15 protein-coding genes are annotated in these 18,484 nt (G+C 42.6%); 9 read left to right on the forward strand and 6 right to left on the reverse strand.

Going from position 1 to position 18,484, the window contains the following annotated elements:
- Nucleotides 1-109: 109 nt before the first annotated feature.
- Complete coding sequence (locus tag GQS54_RS20255) at nucleotides 110-1,927, forward strand: ferrous iron transporter B (RefSeq protein WP_166425735.1); 1,818 nt, start codon at nucleotides 110-112, stop codon at nucleotides 1,925-1,927.
- An 86-nt stretch (nucleotides 1,928-2,013) separates the two neighbouring features.
- On the opposite strand, the gene GQS54_RS20260 is transcribed toward GQS54_RS20255, so the two are convergent.
- Nucleotides 2,014-2,490 (reverse strand): NYN domain-containing protein, encoded by a 477-nt coding sequence (locus GQS54_RS20260; protein WP_166425736.1) that lies wholly within the window; start codon nucleotides 2,488-2,490, stop codon nucleotides 2,014-2,016.
- Nucleotides 2,491-2,857: 367 nt separating this feature from the next.
- On the opposite strand from GQS54_RS20260, the gene GQS54_RS20265 reads away from it, so the two are divergent.
- Nucleotides 2,858-3,025, forward strand: coding sequence for a hypothetical protein (locus GQS54_RS20265; RefSeq protein WP_166425737.1), 168 nt, complete (start codon nucleotides 2,858-2,860; stop codon nucleotides 3,023-3,025).
- Between the two features lie 119 nt (nucleotides 3,026-3,144).
- Here the strand turns inward: GQS54_RS20265 and GQS54_RS20270 are convergent, their stop codons facing one another.
- The 4 genes from GQS54_RS20270 to nadK form a co-directional block, all read right to left on the reverse strand.
- The gene (locus GQS54_RS20270) at nucleotides 3,145-4,737 is read right to left on the reverse strand and encodes an ABC-F family ATPase (RefSeq protein ID WP_166425738.1); all 1,593 of its coding nucleotides are present in this window, start codon (nucleotides 4,735-4,737) and stop codon (nucleotides 3,145-3,147) included.
- A 429-nt stretch (nucleotides 4,738-5,166) separates the two neighbouring features.
- On the reverse strand, nucleotides 5,167-5,523 hold the full coding sequence (bamE, locus tag GQS54_RS20275; protein WP_166425739.1) for an outer membrane protein assembly factor BamE: 357 nt from the start codon (nucleotides 5,521-5,523) through the stop codon (nucleotides 5,167-5,169).
- Nucleotides 5,524-5,636: 113 nt separating this feature from the next.
- A complete protein-coding gene (recN, locus tag GQS54_RS20280; RefSeq protein ID WP_166425740.1) occupies nucleotides 5,637-7,310 on the reverse strand; it encodes a DNA repair protein RecN in 1,674 nt (557 codons plus the stop codon).
- 94 nt (nucleotides 7,311-7,404) lie between these two features.
- Nucleotides 7,405-8,280 (reverse strand): NAD(+) kinase, encoded by an 876-nt coding sequence (nadK, locus tag GQS54_RS20285; protein ID WP_166425741.1) that lies wholly within the window; start codon nucleotides 8,278-8,280, stop codon nucleotides 7,405-7,407.
- Nucleotides 8,281-8,546: 266 nt separating this feature from the next.
- On the opposite strand from nadK, the gene nagZ reads away from it, so the two are divergent.
- The 3 genes from nagZ (at nucleotide 8,547) to GQS54_RS20300 (ending at nucleotide 11,602) form a co-directional block, all read left to right on the forward strand.
- Nucleotides 8,547-9,545, forward strand: a complete 999-nt coding sequence (nagZ, locus tag GQS54_RS20290) for a beta-N-acetylhexosaminidase (RefSeq protein ID WP_166425742.1) — start codon at nucleotides 8,547-8,549, stop codon at nucleotides 9,543-9,545.
- 100 nt (nucleotides 9,546-9,645) lie between these two features.
- On the forward strand, nucleotides 9,646-11,022 hold the full coding sequence (locus tag GQS54_RS20295; protein ID WP_166425743.1) for an SLC13 family permease: 1,377 nt from the start codon (nucleotides 9,646-9,648) through the stop codon (nucleotides 11,020-11,022).
- Nucleotides 11,023-11,275: 253 nt separating this feature from the next.
- A complete protein-coding gene (locus GQS54_RS20300; protein WP_166425744.1) occupies nucleotides 11,276-11,602 on the forward strand; it encodes a YunC family protein in 327 nt (108 codons plus the stop codon).
- A 107-nt stretch (nucleotides 11,603-11,709) separates the two neighbouring features.
- Here the strand turns inward: GQS54_RS20300 and GQS54_RS20305 are convergent, their stop codons facing one another.
- Nucleotides 11,710-12,708, reverse strand: a complete 999-nt coding sequence (locus GQS54_RS20305; protein ID WP_166425745.1) for a LysR family transcriptional regulator — start codon at nucleotides 12,706-12,708, stop codon at nucleotides 11,710-11,712.
- Between the two features lie 295 nt (nucleotides 12,709-13,003).
- On the opposite strand from GQS54_RS20305, the gene GQS54_RS20310 reads away from it, so the two are divergent.
- The 4 genes from GQS54_RS20310 to GQS54_RS20325 all read left to right on the forward strand — a co-directional run bounded on the left by GQS54_RS20310 (nucleotide 13,004) and on the right by GQS54_RS20325 (nucleotide 18,430).
- On the forward strand, nucleotides 13,004-14,593 hold the full coding sequence (locus tag GQS54_RS20310; protein WP_166425746.1) for an FAD-dependent oxidoreductase: 1,590 nt from the start codon (nucleotides 13,004-13,006) through the stop codon (nucleotides 14,591-14,593).
- Nucleotides 14,583-15,197, forward strand: coding sequence for a c-type cytochrome (locus GQS54_RS20315; protein WP_166425747.1), 615 nt, complete (start codon nucleotides 14,583-14,585; stop codon nucleotides 15,195-15,197). Before GQS54_RS20310 ends, GQS54_RS20315 begins: the two co-directional genes overlap by 11 nt.
- A gap of 19 nt (nucleotides 15,198-15,216) precedes the next feature.
- Nucleotides 15,217-15,711, forward strand: a complete 495-nt coding sequence (locus GQS54_RS20320) for a RidA family protein (protein ID WP_166425748.1) — start codon at nucleotides 15,217-15,219, stop codon at nucleotides 15,709-15,711.
- A 109-nt stretch (nucleotides 15,712-15,820) separates the two neighbouring features.
- Nucleotides 15,821-18,430 carry a TonB-dependent receptor gene (locus tag GQS54_RS20325; RefSeq protein ID WP_166425749.1) on the forward strand — a complete coding sequence of 870 codons (2,610 nt, stop codon included), beginning with the start codon at nucleotides 15,821-15,823 and terminating at the stop codon, nucleotides 18,428-18,430.
- Nucleotides 18,431-18,484: the final 54 nt, after the last annotated feature.

The raw sequence follows: 18,484 nt of genomic DNA on the forward strand, positions 1-18,484 counted from the left end.
TCCTCGTTAAATACTGACTTTGGCTTACACCGCCATAATGCACAGTTATTAGACATCTTTCTTATTTCTCCTAGCGACTAATTGAGTGGCTTTTTAATCAAGTATTGTAATGAAAAATATAATTTTAGTCGGTAAACCCAACTCTGGGAAAAGTCTATTGTTCAACCAATTAACCGGAATGCGCCAAAAAGTAGCGAACTTTCCAGGTGTGACCGTTGAGCTTAAAAGCGGAAAGTTTGGTGAATACCGACTGATCGATTTTCCAGGGGCATACTCTCTCAGTACGTTGTCTAGAGATGAAGAAATAGCCGTTGAAAAAATTCATGAGGCCATGCACGACGATAACACCAGCCTTATCGTGTGTAACTTGGATGCCACGCGATTAGAACGAAGTTTAGTGTTTGGTTTACAAGTGCGCGATTTAGCCAAGCAGCATGGTAAAGCCCTGATTTTTGCATTGAATATGATTGATGAAGTTGAGCGATTTAGTCATCACGTGGATTGCGAACAATTAGGAAAAGACCTCGGTGTGGCGGTTTTTCCGTTATCCGCGAAAACGCTGATTGGGCTACATGAATTTAAAGTCGCGCTCAATGACATTGTTAAACAACCAGAAAAATATATACCCACCTTAAGCGTGGCAGAAGGTGACAGCGTATTTAATGTTAGTCGTCGAATTGCCAAGCAATACGGAATTCATGCTGATATCGTTCTACGGCAACAAAATCGTATTGATAGTTTTTTACTGAATAACGTGTTGGGTGGTATCGCATTTTTCGGCATTATGTTTTTGCTTTTTCAAAGTATATTTACTTGGGCAACTCCCTTAATGGATGGCGTTGAAAGCATTATCGGTGTGCTTGCTCAGACTGCTACTTCTGCTATCGGCCCCGGAATAATAAACGATTTTCTGCAAGATGCGCTTTTTGGCGGGTTTGGTTCGTTCTTAGTCTTTGTACCGCAAATTATGGTTTTGACCTTCATTATAGGATTGCTAGAAGACAGTGGTTATCTTGCTAGAGCAGCATTGATATGCCATAAGCCGCTAAGTTACTTTGGTTTGTCGGGTCGCAGCTTTATTCCTTACCTGTCGGGTCACGCGTGCGCGATCCCCGCTATTATGGCTGCCCGTACGATTGAGTCACCTCGTAAACGCTTGATCACTATGATGACTATTCCACTGATGTCATGTTCTGCTCGATTACCTGTATATGCGCTACTCATTGCCGTTCTGATCCCCGATACTACATACGTAGGCGGGCTTTTTAGTCTACAAGGAACAGCATTTTTTGTGCTGTATTTCCTCGGCATTATTACCGCTTTAACAGTCAGTGTTTTACTTAATAAATTCACTGACCGAGACAGCGATAAAGCTGAAATGCCCTTTATTTTGGAATTACCTAACTACCGATTACCGCACTGGAAGCCATTAATGCTAAGAGTGCTTACCAGTGCTAAGCAATTTATTCGACGCGCGGGACCAGTGATTTTTATGGTGTCGGTGGTGATTTGGTTTTTAGGCTATTTTCCAAGCTCAGAACATGAACTTCAAGGTTCATACTTAGCCGTCATCGGGCAATGGATTGAGCCAGTTTTCGAACCTCTAGGACTAGATTGGCGTTATGGCGTGGCTATTTTAGTCTCATTTCTCGCCCGAGAAGTATTTGTTGGGGCTTTAGGTACACTATTTGGTATTGAAGGCGCGGATGAAAATATAGCGGGTTTGGCGGCGAACATACAAGCAGATGGACTGACGCTAGGGGCTGGCTTAGGACTATTGATATTTTACGTAGTGGCACTGCAGTGCGTGGCCACGGTAGCTACATTGAAGGGCGAAACAGGTAGTACAAAAATCGCCTGGGGGTTATTTGTCGGCTACGGTATGCTTGCGTATAGTCTCGCATTTATCGTTTCTAATATATTTTAATGTTTATATATTTGGCGTTTTATCCCTGAGCAGCAGCCTGTCGACTGATAAAGAGCGGCAGGCGAATATTTTTTGATTTTAAATATTTACTGAAGCAGCGATTGATCAATTTCGATGAATTTATCACACGCACTAATTAACGAATTGGCGGTTAAAGAAGGTACCCCATAGACTTGGGTATTTACGCCATATTTATCTTTAATTGCTTTAAGCAGTAAGTCAAAATCACCGTCCCCTGAAAGCAATACTACGCTATCCACACGCTCTGCAGCGCCCAGTACGTCTATTGTGATACCTACATCCCAATCTCCCTTTGCCGAGCCGTCACTACGTTGAATAAAAGGTTTTAATTTTACGTTAAACCCGATGTGTTTCAACGCAGCTTGAAACTTCTGCTGTTGAGCATCATGACGTTCAGTTGCATATGCATTGGCTATTACAATTTCGCCTTGTTCACTTAAGTGCTGCCACAATTTACGGTAATTAAATTGTCTTTGGTATGCGTCTCGTGTGGTGTAATAGATGTTCTGCACGTCAACAAAGACAGCAATTTTAGGGGACATAAATATTTCTAATAATATAAGTACAGGTTTGTGATAATAACATTAAATAATCCTAAAATAGCTATTGCGTTTATTTTTAAAGTGCTGTAATGTGCGGTCTTGCTTGTGAATCAACCTCCGCATTTATAAGCATCGCTATCACTTCGGTAGCTTGTTAATGTCTTGTCTTACCTTGATCCCGTCAGCCAGCATTTAAAAAAACAAAAATATTAAGCTGAATTATTGAAAGGCGAATAAGCAAGTATATGCTTGCTATTTATCACTCCTAGACTTATAAAAAGTCGCAAAGTAATCGTCAAATCTAATAGTGAAGCTTCGTTGAATTTCGCGCGTTAAAATATCGCGCTAATTGAAAGAGAGTTTTATTATGTCTTATTTATACAACGGTTCGCAGATCCGTGTTTCGCACCCAGTGCATTCTATTTCTGTAAACAAACAAAGCGTGGCATTTGCCGACAAACAAGGTCGTCAAAATACTAAATTTGCCAATGCAGTTGAAGCCAAGCAGTTTGTTAAATGGTTAGTTAACGCTTAAGCAAAATTAGGTCTTAATGGCCTAAATTCATAAAAAAAGCCTGAGTCACAGTAGTGTCACTCAGGCTTTTTTGTATCTGAGGATAATTATCTTATCCCCAATACACAGACGTAAATAACCTATTTAGCCGTTGCTAAGCTTTCTAGATAACTTTCGTAGTTACCACGGAAATCAACAATGCCGTTAGGCGTAATCTCGATTATTCGAGTGGCGACCGACGATACGAATTCACGATCGTGACTGACAAATATCAACGTACCAGCATAATTTTCTAACGCCAGATTTAAAGATTCAATGGATTCCATATCCATATGGTTAGTCGGTTCATCCATAACCAGAATATTTGGACGCTGAAGCATTAGCTTGCCAAACATCATTCTGCCTTGCTCTCCTCCTGATATTACTTTTACAGATTTAGTAATTTCGTTTTGTGAGAACAATAAACGACCTAGTGTGCCACGCATAACTTGCTCATCATCACCTTCTTGCGCCCACTGGTACATCCATTCCATCAAGGTCATTTCTTTTTCAAATTCGTGAGCATGATCCTGCGCATAATAACCAATGTTAGCATTTTCAGACCATTTCACTTCCCCAGCTGTTAAATCGGTGTCACCGACTAAACACTTCAGCAAGGTTGTTTTACCTAAACCGTTTTCACCGATAACCGCAATGCGCTCACCGACTTCAACCATCAAATCTAAACCGTTATACAATTCGTTTTCATACGATTTATGTAGGCCTGATACCTCAAGTGCTAAGCGATGTAATTTCTTCGTTTGTTCGAAGCGAATGAAAGGTGTCTGTCGGCTAGAGGGCTTAATATCATCTAGTTTAATTTTATCAATTTGCCTAGCGCGAGAAGTCGCCTGTTTAGATTTAGATGCATTGGCAGAGAAACGGCTTACAAATGTTCTCAGTTCAGCTATTTGCGCTTTTTTCTTGGCATTGTCTGAGACCAAGCGTTCTCTGGCTTGGGTAGACGCTGTCATGTATTCGTCATAGTTGCCAGGAAAAAGGCGGATTTCACCGTAATCCAAATCTGCCATATGTGTACATACACTGTTTAAAAAGTGACGGTCATGGGAGATGATGATCATTGAGCAGTTACGCTCATTAAGGACATCCTCAAGCCAGCGAATGGTGTTGATATCCAAGTTGTTGGTTGGTTCATCAAGTAACATAATGTCTGGATCAGAGAAAATAACCTGAGCAAGTAATACCCGCAGTTTCCAACCTGGCGCAATTTCGCTCATGGGACCATAATGTTGCTCAACCGGAATGCCTACACCGATGAGTAACTCACCTGCACGGGCTTCGGCGGTGTAACCGTCCATTTCTGCAAATTCAGACTCTAAATCCGCAACACGAATACCATCCTCTTCGGTCATCTCAGGGTTAGCATAAATCGCGTCACGTTCCGCTTTAACTTTCCACAGCTCGGTATGTCCCATCACTACCGTGTCAATTACGCTATACTGCTCATAAGCAAATTGATCTTGTTTCAATTTACCAATGCGCTCACCAGGATCCGTGGACACATTACCTGCCGACTGCTCTAAATCGCCGCCTAATATTTTCATGAAGGTTGACTTACCACAGCCATTGGCGCCGATTAGACCATAGCGGTTTCCGTTACCAAATTTAACTGAGACATTTTCGAACAATGGCTTTTCGCCAAATTGCATAGTGATGTTTGCGGTCGTTAACAATGTTTTCTTCCGAGTATTTAAGGTGAAAGGTGTTATTCCTCGTCATTAGTATGCTTCTTATTTGAAGTTGCAACTGCAATTCAATCCTTTAGAAAGGAGAGGCGGACTTGAGGAAAAATTCGGCGCATATTATGCCATAATTATTGGTGGCTCGGCTAATTTTAGTCTGAATTAACGATTTTTTATGACAAACAGCAAATCAATTTCGATAGCGTAAATTAAATTGACGTTTTTACTACCCACCTATTGCGAAGAGATAGCATCAAAATAACAACAAACTAATGAGAGGGATAGGGGACTAACGAGGGGTAATATCACGCATTAAATAACTAATTGCGCAATTAAGCGTCGATGGGTCTTTTTCCCAACCACTTAAAAAGAGGTGGCAGAAAAAGACCCATCGACACTAACAGCTACCATGTATGATTTTTATTCATCAAGGGCTGTATTGAAGTCTTCAGATAGCTCAAAATCACCAGTCACTTCACTGACATGGTTATCCAAAAAGTGAATTTTTAGCTCTTTACGAAAATCTTTGCCACGCTTGCTCATGCCGCGTTTCATCTGATACAAATAATACCATGTATCGTGATCAAACGAGTCTTCAACAACAGGTTTTCCAAGCACATATTCAACTTGCTCTTTGGTCATATTGATACGTAATTTTTTAACATCACGCTCATCTAAAAAGTTACCCTGAGGAACGTCAATTCGATAGATCCAGTCGGCACAAGCAGACAACATTAATGCGGCGGCAATCACCACCAATAAATTTCTAAACTTCATTCTTATTTAATATCTCAGCTGTTAGGAAAATAATGACCCTGCAGGTACTTCGCTAAAGGCCGTTAGGCGAAGCATCCTAACTCAGCCAAGACAGCCTAATCAATGCATAATTGTTAAGAATTACTGATTTGTAGTAATTCTTTGGCGTTGGCGAGTGCAGAATCTGTTAATTTGTCACCTGCTAGTAGACGCGCCAACTCGGCAATTCGTTCATTTTCTTGCAAAGAAATCATATGCGTTTCGGTGGTTTTCTTATCACTGAACTTAGTCACAAACATTTGATTATGGGCGCGAGCCGCTACTTGAGGCAAATGTGTAACGCATATTACCTGGCAAGTTTCGCCTAGTTTACGCAATAACTGACCCACTACGGATGCCGTTGAGCCACTGATACCGGTATCGACTTCATCAAAAATCATGGTAGCCACTTGGCTACTGTGTGAACTGATCACTTGAATGGCTAAGCCAATACGTGACAACTCACCACCGGAAACTACTTTTTCGATTTTATCGAGATCTTGACCTTTGTTGGTCGACACCTTGAAATGTACGCTATCTAAACCTGACTTCTGCGGTGCACTCTGGGATAAATGTTCAACTTCTATCTTAAACACTGCGTCGCCCATATTCATTTTATGAATTTCACACTCGACTCGTTTTGCTAACTTACTTGCCGCTTTATTCCGCGAAAGGCTGAGCTTTTCAGCACTTTGAAAATATAACTTCTCAAGTGCCAACAATTCATCTTTCATGCTATCAAGTAACTCATCATCATTGGATAACTGAGACAATTCCTGGGCTAAGCCTTGATGATGCGCAAACAAGTCTTCAGGTTGCACCTGATGTTTTCTTGCTAAGTCTAAGGCTTGTGAATAACGTGCCTCAACTTGCTGCATTTTCATAGGGTCAATTTCTAACTGCTCGGTATAATGTCTAAGTTCTTGAGCAGCTTCATCAATCTGGATACTCGCTTCAGTTAACAATCCTAGTATGGGGGTAAGCGTAGGATCGTGTTCTTGCAATTCGCTGAGTATATCTATGCTGTTTTGCACTGCTGACAAGGCATTAAAATCATCAGCTTCATAAAGTTGATGAAAAGTTAATTGCGTTTGTTCAAGTAACGTTTGGCTATTACTGAGTTTTTTGTGCTCTATTTCTAACTCAAGAAATTCGTCATCGGCAATGGCAAACTCATCAAGTTCGGTAACTTGATACGACAGCAGTTGATAACGGTCTGTTCGTTGTTGTTGTCCGGCTAATAGCTCTCGGTAATGTTTTTGTTTTTGCTGCAGCGCGGCGAAATGCTGTGCGACATTTGTCAGCAGGGAAGGATGTTCGGCAAAATTATCGAGCAAATCTCGTTGGGTTTCTGCTTTCAAAATTTGCTGGTGAGCATGTTGCCCATGAATACTTAATAAATATTGGCCTAGGTTTTTGAGTTGTTGTAATGGTACAGCGGTGCCATTAATAAAGGCTTTTGAACGTCCTTCGCTAGAGATGACACGTCTAATCAAACAATCATTTTCGTCGTCTAATTCTTGTTCTTGAAGCCATTTCTGAGCAAGAGGCAAATTTGTCACATCAAACGTGGCGCAAACCTCAGCTTTACTTGCACCAGTGCGCACAAAGCTAGCATCGGCCCTATCACCAAGACACAGGCCTAACGCATCAACAGAAATAGACTTACCAGCGCCAGTTTCACCGGTTACCGCAGTCATGCCTAGCGCCAAATCGATATCTAAAGATTTAACCACCGCGAAATTACGAATTGAGAGATGAAGTAACATACACAACACATGTTTAAATATACAGTAACTGTAAATATATACATATTTTTCTGGCTGTCTAGTGGTTGCTTAAAATTTATTCTAAGTTAGATGTTTAGTAGAGTTTACTACCCCAGCCTAGTTTAGTGCGCAACACATTGAAATAGTTATAATCTTTGGGATGAATCAACGATAGTTTAGCTGGATTTTTGCGAATAATAATTTCGTCACCAGGTAAGACCGTTAGCACGATATGGCTGTCACAACTAACCTGTAGATTGTCTCTATTTTCTGGTGATACTTTAATGCGTACTGTGCTATTTGCATCGACTACTATCGGCCGAGCACTTAAGGTATGAGGGAACATAGGCACCAAACTTAGGGCGTCTAAGTTAGGGGTTAGAATAGGTCCTCCGCCAGATAAAGAATAGGCGGTGGAGCCAGTAGGGGTGGCAACAATTAGGCCATCGGAACGTTGACTAAAAACGAAGTTTTCATCTAAATAGACTTCAAATTCCATCATATGCGCCACTTTTCCATGGTGCATTACCACTTCATTGACCGCAGAGTTGGTACTTTGCAACTCACCATCACGGTAAACTTCTAGCTCTAATAAAAAGCGTTGTTCAATTTGGCAATCGCCGTCAAATATAGTGTCTAATTGACGTTCTATATCATCTGGGTTGATATCGGTTAAAAAGCCTAAGTTACCGCGGTTGATGCCTACGACTGCAACATTGTGTTTGGCGAGCACTCTAGCAGCTCCAAGCATATTGCCATCACCACCAACCACTATTGCTAAATCTGCTTGGGTGCCTATAGTATCAAGATCGGCAATTTCAAAACCATTGCCTGTCAATTGTGACGCGCAACTTTGTTCTACTATTACCCTACAGTCTTTTTGTTTTAGATAAACAATCAGCGCTTGTAAGCTTAAATTGGCTCCTTGATGGGCGTGTTTGCCTATTAATCCGACGGTATGAAAACCCATAGTAACTCATTAAAATAGCTGATTTGGGTTAGTATAATCATCCCCAGTGGTTAAAGTCATAATTTTTTATGTCTATGATTTTTCTATGAGTTCTAATGATTAATTTGTAGGCAATAAGCAATCACTTTTATGGTCGTTAAGACAACGATAGTTAATTTACGCGGAATTATCTGCATCATGCGTGTATTGATGCTTTGTTTCTTGTCGTCCTTCTCTTATAGTGCATCTAATTCAATAAGTTATAAGATTTATCCATGGGCCCAATAATGTTAGATGTCGCAGAGTGTGAACTTACACCAGACGACAAAGAGTTACTCGATCATCCCCTTGTCGGTGGGGTTATTTTATTTAGCCGCAATTACTATGACCAAAAACAATTAGCGGAACTGATCGGACAAATACGTTTGTCGGCGCGTAATAACATTCTGATCGGAGTGGATCATGAAGGCGGCAGAGTACAGCGTTTTCGCCAAGGCTTTAGTGCTATTCCCGCCATGGGCGATATTTTTAATCGCAGTGATGAGGTCATGACTAAGGCCGAGCGATACTGTGATACGTTTGGTTGGTTGATGGCGGCGGAATGTTTAGCATTTGATATCGATTTAAGTTTTGCCCCAGTGCTTGATTTAAATGGTGTGTCGGATGTTATCGGCGATCGCTCTTTTCATAGCAAACCTGAGCCGCTGATTAATTTAGCCAGTCATTTTATCACCGGTATGCATCGGGCTGGTATGAAGGCCACAGGAAAACACTTTCCGGGTCACGGTAATGTTAAAGAAGACTCGCATATTGCGATGCCAGTCGATGGGCGCAGCCTAGCGCAAATCACTGAACTTGATATGCGTGTTTTTACTGAGTTGCATGCAAAAGGTCTATTAGACGGCATTATGCCTGCTCATGTAGTCTATCCCGAGGTAGACGATATGCCTGCTGGGTTTTCTAGGGTATGGCTGCAAACTTATTTGCGTGAAAAAATGAATTTCGATGGAGTGATATTTTCTGATGACTTGTCTATGCAAGGCGCAGCGTTTATTGGAGATTTTGCAGCACGAGCGAAAGCTGCTATGCATGCAGGTTGCGATATGGTGCTAGTGTGTAATAACCCAAATGCCGCGGCACAGGTTATCGACAGCTTGCCCAGTGATATTCCCATCAATCCTCGTTTGACCAAACTAGCTAAAGCAGCGAGTGGTGATTTGGCAACCTTGAAAAAATCGCAGGAATACTCATCTGCTCAGCGTCTGTTGGCTGAGTATTATAATTAGTGTTCTATTAAAAATGATAACTCGACGTAAAAGTGTGTAGGGCAGGTGGTTAGTCCGTTAGCCCCGTACTTAACGCTAAATTTAGTAGGGTAAAAATAGTATGCATTTAACTCGGCAGCACTTTATAGTCATTGGTCCTTTGCTTGCCATCGGATTTTATGCATTTTTACGTTACTCAAACGTTGATTACCTACCGGCGGTAACTGCTGCTATTACCAGTTTAACGGTTATTTGGTGGGTAAGTGAAGCCATACCCATTCCTGCGACATCTATTGTCCCTTTTGCTTTATTACCTTTATTTGGAGTGCTTGATCACGCAACCGCAGCTTCGGCCTTAGGCAGTCACGTGATACTGCTATTAATGGGCGCGTTTATGCTCTCTACGGCGCTTGAACGTAGTGGCGCCCATGAGCGGTTGGCTGTTTATATGGTGCGAATGGTCGGAGTCAGTAGCGGTCGGCGTCTGGTTATGGGCTTTGTGCTAGCCACTGGTTTTCTGAGTATGTGGATTTCAAATACTGCCACCGTCCTAATTGTGTTACCGATGGCATTAGCTGTGTTATCTCATGTAGACAATCCTAAACTAAAAATTGCGCTTATTTTAGGTATTGCTTATTCAGCAAGCGTAGGCGGGCTCGGCACCCTAATTGGAACCCCGCCCAATGTGATATTTGCTGGTATTTATCAAGAGCAAACCGGACAAGAATTTGGTTTTGTAGCATGGATGAAAGTGGGTATACCCGTTGTGGTAGTAAGTTTACCAATTATTGCCCTGTGGCTCACGCGCAATGTCAAACTTGAGCAAGACATAGAATTGCCTGTGCTGGGCCAATGGCGTAAAGAGGAGTCTCGGACCTTATGGGTTTTTGGTTTAACTGCATTGGCATGGATCACGCGTAACGAACCATTCGGTGGTTGGAGTGATTGGTTTAATATTTCTTATGCTGGCGACAGCACGATTGCGCTTACAGCGGCGGTGGTAATGTTTATTGTGCCCAATGGCAAAGGTAGCCGCTTACTGGATTGGGAAACCGCTAAATCGATCCCCTGGGGGATCTTGTTACTGTTTGCCGGTGGGATTGCTTTGGCCAAAGGATTTAGTGCATCGGGTTTAAGCCAGATTTTAGGTCATTGGCTACTTGGATTAACCAGCTTACCGTTAGTCATGGTTATTGTGGCCATTTGCCTCATTGTGACTTACCTCACTGAAATCACTAGTAATACAGCAACCGCAACCTTGCTTATGCCAATTTTAGCGGTGGCAGCTGTGTCATCGGGCAACGATCCTGCATTATTTATGATCCCCGCGGCTATGGCAGCAAGCTGTGCCTTTATGTTACCTGTCGCGACTGCCCCTAATGCTATTGCGTATGGTACAGGTGAAATTGAGATAAAAGATATGGTTAAGGAAGGAGCCATTTTAAGCTTTTTAATTTCAACTATTGTGGGTCTGATATGTTTTGCTCTGCTACGTTAACTTAGCCAACAAATAGACCGTTAATGCACCCTTATCAGGTGCTTGTCTTGCTATTACTTTACAGAAGATGAATATATATTGTGCAACGCTAACGTTAATATTGCTAATTTGGTGCAATAAAATCAGTCACTTACTCTCAATCCCTTAATTAACGGTATACGCCTCTATGGCATTAATACTGCAAAGCCTAGTCCCGCAAAGCATCAGGGCTAGGCTTAGATGTGTATTAGTCATTAATTTAAGGAGTCAGTATATGATGAAAGTAATTGGGGTAGCGGTTAGCTTATTTATAGCAGGTAATGTGCATGCTGAATCATTTGATTGGGGAGCCTTAAAGCTCAGTCGCATTGAACTACAATTGCCTTTGCTTACGGTACAAGGTGAGAATGGGCTGCTGGCTTGTGGCTACGTTGACGTTGATACGTGTAATAAAACGGGCGAAGCATGTGCCATAGTATCTGGTGTACGCACCCATGATGACATGTTAGTGAAACCGGTATTGGCTGTATCAAATGCAGCTCGGCTATTAGGCGTAGAACTGGGTATGACCGGTACTCAAGCATTGGAATTACTGCGCTAAGTATTCGATATAACGCAGTTTGATTATCACTCAGCCCGGGAGTGAGGTTATACGTCCCGCGCTGAGGTAACTTCACTAGAAATGATGTTTACTTGTCATGTCTTTATTTAACCACCCACTGCGCTTTCAATATTTATCACTGAAGAGTGACGATACTTTGTGTCTAACAATGTCCCCCGCCAACTGTTATCAGCATGGGCATTAGCGGTAGTTTCTCGAATGAGTTCAAACACGGCGGCTACTGCGGCATTTTTTCGCTGATGATCTGATAGTCGTAAAAATACATCGCGTTTTAATTCGGGTTGAATAATCTTAATCGCTCTAATTTGCTTACTCGCTTCTAAATGACAAGTAGCAGATGACGGATAAATAGCTAAACCAAAACCTTGCGAAACATAATGCAACGTGGTCATTAACTGACCAAACGCATTTCTCGTCTTTAGTTTAATCCCTAATTTTTCCGCTTCAGCGACTAATAACTGAGGCAGTGCGTCCCGACGATCGGGCATAAATAACTCGTAATCTTTAAGTGCTTCAAATGGGAGCGAGCCATACAGCGACAACTCACTATAACTGGGGTTTTTAGGGAGAGGCGAGATATATAAAGACAGTTTCTCACTTATCAAGGCTAAGGTCGTTGCAGCGTTTTTATTTAGTTCGGCGTTGTAGCATAAGGCAATATCTATTTTTTGTTCTGCGAACCAATTTTCTACCTTGTAAGACGGTCCTACTCTAAATGCTATTTCAACGTGGGGAAAACGATGTTCAAGTTCAGTTTGTAACTGAATTGATAATACATTGCAAATGGATTGACTAAGACCCACAACCACTTTGCCTTTACATTGGGTTTGCTGGCCAATAATCTCCAGTTTCGCCTTATCTATCTGATTTAAAATAAGCCGGGCATGTTCTTCAAATTGCTCTCCGGCGGTGGTCAAGGCAACGCCACGAAAATTACGTTCGAACAGTTTTATTTTCAGTTCGTGCTCTAAATTTGCAAGTTGTAAGCTGATTGCAGGTTGGGCCACGTCTAAAATTTTTGCTGCTCCAGATATGCTTCCTTGCTCTGCAGTTGCCAAAAAATATTCTAATTGTTTTGTGTTCATCTGCTACCCAAAATAATGCGGTTACTGCTTAAGCCAATTGGCTATTCATAGGTTTTCTTCAATGAAAAGCAAATTTGGTGCCGCAAAGCGTAACCGTCGGTAATCAATAAGCCCTGAGTCATCCAACATATTTTTCTTTTTAGCTCTGCAGAGCGCATTAAACATAGGTTATAAAAAAAATATGGGGCCGCTCAATACTATTGTGCGTTCTGTCATTAGATATGTGCCGTTAGCATAAGAATCTGATTTTTCGACTTTCCAGCAACGCTTAATTAGGATTCACCTTAGATTATTTATGCTAAATATTACGCGAAGACAATTTCTCAGTTATGTAGGGGCAGCAGGTGGTTCATCCGCTTTACTAAAGACCAGTCTCGCCTTAGGTTTGATGCCTGATGACAACTACTCAGGCCCAGTCAAAATAAAGCCTGCAGCGAATGGCGAACAGCCCACGGCCCTTATTTTAGGTGCCGGTGTAGCAGGCTTAGCCACAGCACTCGAATTAGAAAAAGCCGGTATTCACTGCACTATTTTAGAGGCCTCTTTTCGACCCGGTGGGCGTAATCTCACCGTGCGCAACGGGGATAAAATCGACGAAATGGGCAATCCACAAATTTGCCAATTCGATAAACAAGACAATTTGTTTTTCAACTGCGGTCCAGCACGTATTCCTGGTCACCATAGACGTCTGTTGCACTATTGCAGAGCGTTGAATGTGCCATTACAGATCAAAGCTAACAGCAGCAAGATGGCTTATTTTCATGATGATGCATCTTTGGGTGGTAAGCCTAAACGTATTATCGAGTACCACACAGATGTACGTGGTTTGATGTCAGAATTATTATGGAAGTCTGCTGAAAATAACCAATATGACCAGCTGTTAAGTGAAGAAGACGTTGCCAAGTTAATGAAATTTTCACAGACCTACGGCGACTTGACTGAAAATGGTAAATATATTGGCAGTGAACGTGCTGGTTCTACTACTGACCGCATGTTGGAATTTCCCAAACCCCATGCCCCTATTGAATTAAAAGCCATGCTCGACAGCCAATTTTGGTATGGCGGGTTAATGGGCGCTGAACTCTATGATTGGTGTGAACCATTAATGGAGCCAGTAGGCGGTATGGACGGCGTAATAAAGGGCTTTTTGCGCAACCTAAAAACCCAACCTGTCTTGAACGCCCAAGTTAAGAAAATTTACAACCGTAATAACGGCGTAGAAGTGACTTACGAGCAGGGCGGTCAGATGCATACGGTTCAGGCTGATTATTGTTTCAACAATATACCAGCCTACTTTATGGCCGGTATCGACAACAACTTCTCAGCGGATTACCAATCTGGCTTAAACAGCGTAAAACGTGGCCATTTATTCAAAATTGCTTACCAAATGAGCGAGCGTTTTTGGGAGCGCGACGGTATCTACGGTGGCATTAGTTACACAACGGATCCCATTGGTCAGCTGTGGTATCCGTCTCATGATATTCACGCACAAAAAGGCATTTTGCTGGGCGCCTACACTTGGGATCCAAAAGTGGGGGCCATGTTTGAAAAAATGACCCCAACAGAGCGTCTCACCGCTGGTGCTTTATACGCCGAGAAAATCCATCCGGGGTACAGCAAGTACATTGAAAATGGTATTAGCATCCCTTGGGCGCGAATGAATCATCAAATGGGTTGTGGGATGCGTATGAGTCCAGAAGATTTTGATCAGTACTACCGACTATTGCAAAAACCTGAGGGCCGTCATTTTATGATTGGTGATCAAATCAGTCATCACAGTGGTTGGCAGGAGGGGGCATTGGCATCTAGCGAACAAGCATTACAACAATTTAACCGATTAGTCAGTTCTAACACTAAAAGTGGAGAAGCCAGTCATGTCGCTTAAATCTACTCTATTTATTCTGTTTTTTGCCATTGTCACAAGCCCGATATATGCATCAGAAACGCCGACACCTGAAGGGTTAGAGTACTGCACTGTATGTCACGGTAGCCAATTGAAAGGTAATGCCAACATAGGAGCGCCTAGACTCGGTGGTTTATCAAGATGGTATATAGAGCGTCAACTAACCAATTTCAAAAAGGGTGTACGTGGTGCTCATTCTGACGATGCTACAGGCAGTGAGATGCTAGCCATGGCAAGGAATTTAACCCCTGGCGATATTGCTGCTATTGCCGCATGGATAGGCAAAACCGAATCGCCAGCTCCTAAGCCTACTGTTCACGGTGATATTGAGGCTGGTAAAATTCTTTATCAAGGCTGCGCTGCTTGTCATGGCGCTGATGCTTCAGGCAACAAAGCCATTGGCGCCCCACGTTTGAGTGGCATTAATGATTGGTATTTATTGACTCAAATTAACCATTTTCGTTCTGGCATTCGGGGCTCTGAGCCCAAAGATGTTTACGGACAACAAATGAAAGCCGCCGTTTCGATGGTGCAATCAGATCCTGATGCGGTAAATCTTGCCGCCTATATCAACCAACTTAATTAATCTTTGGAGTAATACATAAATGAAAAAACAAATCCTACTTGCTGCCGTCGCCTTATTCAGTGCTAACAGTTTTGCTGAAGTAACGCGCCATGCTTTGCCAAATAATAACCCGTTTCCAATTTCTCGTGCTGTTGAAGTCACGCCTGATACCACATTGATTTTTCACGCTGGTATGACGCCAGGCCCAGTGAATGCAGAAGCAGAAAAGGGCAGTCGTGAGTACTACGGTGACACCGAAGCCCAAGCTCTAAGCGTTTTTAAACGCTTAGAAGGGTCGTTCAAAGAATTAGGCGTGGGTTTTGGTGATGTTATCAAAATGCAGGTCTTTATGGTTGGTGACCCAGAGATGGGCGGAAAAATGGATTTCACTGGTTTTATGAAATCCTACAGCAAATATTTCGGAACCAAAGAACAGCCTAATAAACCGTCACGTTCTGCTTTTCAAATTGCAGGATTGGCCGGTGGACCAAATATGTTGATTGAAATCGAAGTCGTGTTAGCAAAGCCAGAATAATTGGCCAAGCAACTCAGAGGCCCACTAAGGATTAGTGGGCAGTGCAACAACGGAAATTTGTAAAGTTAATTAGCTCGCAAGAATTTAAAATAATAAAAGGTGAACACACATGCTTAAGCAAAATAAACTTAGCAAAGCTATCAAAACCGGTTTGATGACATGCGCAATCAGTTCAGTGGCGTTATCGTCAGCAATAGCACAAGAGACACAAGTTCCTGATGAAGCTGCAGTAGAAGCATCTTATGAAAAGGTGGTTATTACCGGCTCACGCGGCGCCCCTCGCTCATTAGCAGATTCTCCCGTACCCGTTGACGTATTAAGCGAAGACGACTTAGCTAGCGTTCCATTTTCCGATACCAATGACATACTAAAAACCTTAGTTCCGTCTTACTCATTACAACGTCAGCCTATATCAGACGGCGCGTCGTTTATCCGCCCAGCTACGTTACGTGGTATGCCAACAGATAAAACCTTAGTGTTGGTTAACTCAAAACGCCGTCATCGCTCAGCCTTAGTGCAAATCGGAGGGTCAGGTACGCAAGGGCCTGACGTGGCGACTATTCCAGCTTCTGCCCTTAAAGGTGTGGAAGTACTAAGAGATGGTGCCGCAGCCCAATATGGTTCAGATGCTATCGCAGGGGTCATTAACTTCGTCTTAAAAGACAATGATGAAGGGGGCTCTTTCTCGGTTGAAGGTGGCCAGTATTATGAAGGTGACGGTGATCAAGTAACCATTACCGGTAACATCGGTTTTGCTCTTGGTGACAACGGCTTCTTTAGTTTGTCAGGTGAATATGCTGATTCCGACTCGACTAATCGTGGTGAACAATACTGCGAAGATTGGTTTTGTGCTGATACGAGCGACCCTCGCAGTGCGGATAATCCTTACTTGAGTGACCCTAGTTTTGTTGCCGGTTTGGCAGATGCTAACTTAGGTGGCGAAAACGTTGTACAACCTTGGGGTCAGCCCAATACCTCTGCTACTCGAGTGTTTTTTAACTCCGGTTACGAATTTAACGATGACATGAAGTTTTATGCGTTCGGTAACTATTCAGAAAGCGATGGTGATGCAACGTTTTATTATCGTTACCCAGGTAACGGCACCATCGAAAACTTACGCAAAGAAGACGGCTCTATTTACAGCCCGTTAGAAAAATTCCCTGGCGGGTTTACGCCACGCTTCTTCGGCGATATTACTGACTTTTCTTTAGTCGGTGGTTTAGAAGGCGAATTTGCCAATGGTATGACATATGATTTCAGCGGTCGTTTCGGCTCGAATAAAATTGAATATACCTTGCAAAACACCATCAACCCATCGATGGGAGCCGATTCACCTACGTCATTCAAACCCGGTAATTTGATCAACGAGGAAACGCAATTCTCAGCAGATTTCACTAAATACCTTGATTTCGGTATGTATTCCGACGTGTTGCTTGCATTTGGCGCGACCTATATGGATGAGAGCTATGAGTTAGAAGGGGGCGATGAAGACTCGTATTCTGCAGGACCCTATTCGCTACCAGATCCTTGGGGATTTTGTGATGACGGTGCAGCAACGGCCGCTGGTTTAGCCGTTATCGGTAATGGTTCAACATTGAATTGTGCTGATAGTAGTGATGCGGTTTATACAGCTGTGGGTGTGGGCTCTAACGGCTTCCCAGGTTTTTCACCTGAATATTCGGGTAAATATGATCGTGATATGTACGGTATTTACGCTGATATGAGCAGTGATGTAAGCGAAGCCTTATATTTGCAAGCCGCTATACGTTACGAAGATTATTCTGATTTTGGTTCAGAATTGGTCGGTAAAGTGGCCTTTAAATATAGCTTAACTGATGATTTCAATATGCGCGGCTCAGTGGGTACGGGTTTCAGAGCACCGACACCAGGTCAGCAAGGCACCACAAACGTTTCTACTCGTTTACCTGATGGTCTGCCGGTTGCAACAGGTTTGTTCCCTGCATTAAGCGCTGTGGGTCAAGCTTTGGGTGCAGAAGCACTTAAACCTGAAAAATCACTAAACTATAGCTTGGGCGTAACAGGCAGTATTGACGATTTGAACGTGACGCTAGATTTCTATCGTATCGAACTTGAAGATCGTTTCTATGCCGTATCTACTTTAGATGTTTCAACGGATGAAACAGATGCTGATGCATATGCCAACTATCTTAAATTAGAAGCAGCTGGTGTAGCGGGTGCCAATACCATCGGTGGCGTTAATTACTTCCAAAATGCCTTTGATACCATCACCAACGGTATGGATTTTGTAGTGACTTACACCATGGGTGATACAGTACTTAGCACCTCTATCAACTATAACAAAACTGAAATTGATTCTGATGCATCAGACTTCTTGAACGCTGAAGATCAACATGATTTAGAGAATGCGATTCCAGAATGGCGCGGTGTGGCATCGGCTAAACATAGCTTTGATGCATTGACATTGCTGGTACGTGCCAATGTTTATGGTTCATATACTAATGCTATCGCATCTGATGCTTCTACTAAACAAGATTATGATCCGACTGTATTCTTTGATTTAGAAGCTAGCTACAAAATCTCTGACAATGTCACTATTGCAGCAGGGGCGCGGAATATCTTTGATGAATACCCTGACAAAGATAATGGCGATGAGTGTTGTGGTGCAGTTTACTGGTCAAGCAACATTGTTGATTGGCAAGGCGGCTACTACTACATGCGTTTGAATACTGTTTTCTAACCTTAAGCTAATTCAGTAACAAACATGAAAAAGCGGCTCACGAGCCGCTTTTTT

This window comes from Paraglaciecola sp. 20A4 (assembly GCF_011378905.1).
Classification (GTDB): Bacteria; Pseudomonadota; Gammaproteobacteria; order Enterobacterales; family Alteromonadaceae; genus Paraglaciecola.

What these genes read in the sequence shown, in the direction of transcription:
- GQS54_RS20255 (WP_166425735.1), top strand. Translation starts at nt 110, where the DNA reads ATGAAAAATATAATTTTAGTCGGTAAACCCAACTCTGGGAAAAGTCTA.
- GQS54_RS20260 (WP_166425736.1), bottom strand. Translation starts at nt 2,490, where the DNA reads ATGTCCCCTAAAATTGCTGTCTTTGTTGACGTGCAGAACATCTATTAC.
- GQS54_RS20265 (WP_166425737.1), top strand. Translation starts at nt 2,858, where the DNA reads ATGTCTTATTTATACAACGGTTCGCAGATCCGTGTTTCGCACCCAGTG.
- bamE (WP_166425739.1), bottom strand. Translation starts at nt 5,523, where the DNA reads ATGAAGTTTAGAAATTTATTGGTGGTGATTGCCGCCGCATTAATGTTG.
- recN (WP_166425740.1), bottom strand. Translation starts at nt 7,310, where the DNA reads ATGTTACTTCATCTCTCAATTCGTAATTTCGCGGTGGTTAAATCTTTA.
- nadK (WP_166425741.1), bottom strand. Translation starts at nt 8,280, where the DNA reads ATGGGTTTTCATACCGTCGGATTAATAGGCAAACACGCCCATCAAGGA.
- nagZ (WP_166425742.1), top strand. Translation starts at nt 8,547, where the DNA reads ATGTTAGATGTCGCAGAGTGTGAACTTACACCAGACGACAAAGAGTTA.
- GQS54_RS20295 (WP_166425743.1), top strand. Translation starts at nt 9,646, where the DNA reads ATGCATTTAACTCGGCAGCACTTTATAGTCATTGGTCCTTTGCTTGCC.
- GQS54_RS20300 (WP_166425744.1), top strand. Translation starts at nt 11,276, where the DNA reads ATGATGAAAGTAATTGGGGTAGCGGTTAGCTTATTTATAGCAGGTAAT.
- GQS54_RS20305 (WP_166425745.1), bottom strand. Translation starts at nt 12,708, where the DNA reads ATGAACACAAAACAATTAGAATATTTTTTGGCAACTGCAGAGCAAGGA.
- GQS54_RS20310 (WP_166425746.1), top strand. Translation starts at nt 13,004, where the DNA reads ATGCTAAATATTACGCGAAGACAATTTCTCAGTTATGTAGGGGCAGCA.
- GQS54_RS20315 (WP_166425747.1), top strand. Translation starts at nt 14,583, where the DNA reads ATGTCGCTTAAATCTACTCTATTTATTCTGTTTTTTGCCATTGTCACA.
- GQS54_RS20320 (WP_166425748.1), top strand. Translation starts at nt 15,217, where the DNA reads ATGAAAAAACAAATCCTACTTGCTGCCGTCGCCTTATTCAGTGCTAAC.
- GQS54_RS20325 (WP_166425749.1), top strand. Translation starts at nt 15,821, where the DNA reads ATGCTTAAGCAAAATAAACTTAGCAAAGCTATCAAAACCGGTTTGATG.